Source organism: Streptosporangium sp. NPDC050855, assembly GCF_044456585.1.
Lineage (GTDB): Bacteria > Actinomycetota > Actinomycetes > Streptosporangiales > Streptosporangiaceae > Streptosporangium > Streptosporangium longisporum.
Window position 1 is genome coordinate 1 of sequence record NZ_JBITFY010000063.1, and the last position, 1,482, is coordinate 1,482.

Consider the following 1,482-nt stretch of genomic DNA (forward strand, 5'->3'; position numbering starts at 1 on the left):
ACCCCCTCGGCCCACGCCGCACCGTCGGCCGACGCCGAGAACGACTTGCACCGCCCGTCCGCCGACAACGCCCGCTGCCGCGAGAACTCCACGAACGGCACCGGTGAGGCCATGACGGTCACTCCTCCGGTGAGGGCGAGCGAGCACTCCCCGCGCCGGAGCGCCTGCACGGCCAGGTGCATGGCGACCAGGGAGGAGGAGCAGGCCGTGTCGACGGTCATGCTGGGTCCCTCGAGGCCGAGGGTGTAGGAGACGCGGCCGGACAGCACGCTGGAGGCGCTGGAGGTGAAGAGGGTGCCCTCGACGGAGCCGGGGGCGAGTTCCAGGAAGCGGGTGGAGTAGTGCTCGTACATGCATCCGGCGTAGACGCCGGTGCGGCTGCCGCGCAGGGTGCCCGGGTCGATGCCGGCCCGCTCCAGCGCCTCCCAGCACGACTCCAGGAACAACCGGTGCTGCGGATCGGTCGCCAGCGCGCTGCGCGGGCTCATCCCGAAGAACGCCGCGTCGAACTCCCCCGCATCGTGCACGAACCCGCCATGACGCACGTACGACGTACCCGGCGTCTCGGGGTCGGGGTCGTACAACCCCTCCAGATCCCACCCGCGATCGACCGGGAACCCACTGATCGCGTCCCCCCCGGAGGCCACCAGATCCCACAACTCCTCCGGACCGGTCACCCCACCCGGGAAACGGCAGGCCATCCCGACGATCGCCACCGGCTCGTGCCGGCGACCCTCCTCGTCGGCGAGTTGCCTGCGGGTCTCCGCCAGCTCGACGGTCGCACGCTTGAGGTAGGCGCGGAGCTTGTCCTCGGTTCCCATCGGTCGGGCCTTTCCGGTCGCGTTCATGTCGTCAGAGTTCGTTGTCGATGAGGGCGAAGATCTCCTCGTCGGAAGCGGAGTCGATCTTTCCCACCACCGTGTCGGGACGGTCCGTGCCGTCCGGTGCCGCGCCGAATCTGGCCAGGCCGCTCTGCAGCACGGCGACGAGCTTGCTGCGGACGGCCTCCCCGTCGCCGTTGGCGCTGGTGAGCATGGATCCCACGCGTTCGAGGGCGCCGCGCAGCATCTCCTCGGGGGAGGGCGGCGCCGGTGCGAGCGTGCTGAAGAGGAACTCGGCGAGCGAGCTGATCGTGGGGTGGTCGAAGACGACGGTGGGCGGCAGGCGGAGCCCGGTGTCGGTGTTGAGGCGGTTGCGCAGTTCGACGGCGGTCAGGGAGTCGAAGCCGAGCTGGTTGAAGGCGCGGTCCACGCTGACCTGGTCGGGGCTGCCGTGGGCGAGGACGGCGGCGACGTGAACGCGGACCCTCTCGGTGAGCAACCGGATCGCCTCGTCCCTGGTGAGGGTGGCGAGACGGGTCATCAGCTCGGCCACGCCGGTGGCGCTCCCGGTTCCCGCGGTGCGGCGGGGGGTGCGGACGAGGCCGCGCAGCATCGGCGGCAGGTCCCCGGCCTCGGCGCGGGCCCGCAACCCGGCCGCATC

2 protein-coding genes are annotated in these 1,482 nt (G+C 71.5%); both read right to left on the bottom strand.

Features of this window, described 5'->3' with window-relative positions:
* Positions 1-848: beta-ketoacyl synthase N-terminal-like domain-containing protein (locus ACIBCT_RS40495; protein WP_399197366.1), on the bottom strand; the 848-nt coding region annotated here is incomplete at its 3' end.
* Between the two features lie 4 nt (positions 849-852).
* A partial coding sequence (locus ACIBCT_RS40500; RefSeq protein ID WP_399197367.1) for a phosphopantetheine-binding protein occupies positions 853-1,482 on the bottom strand: 630 nt, incomplete at its 5' end.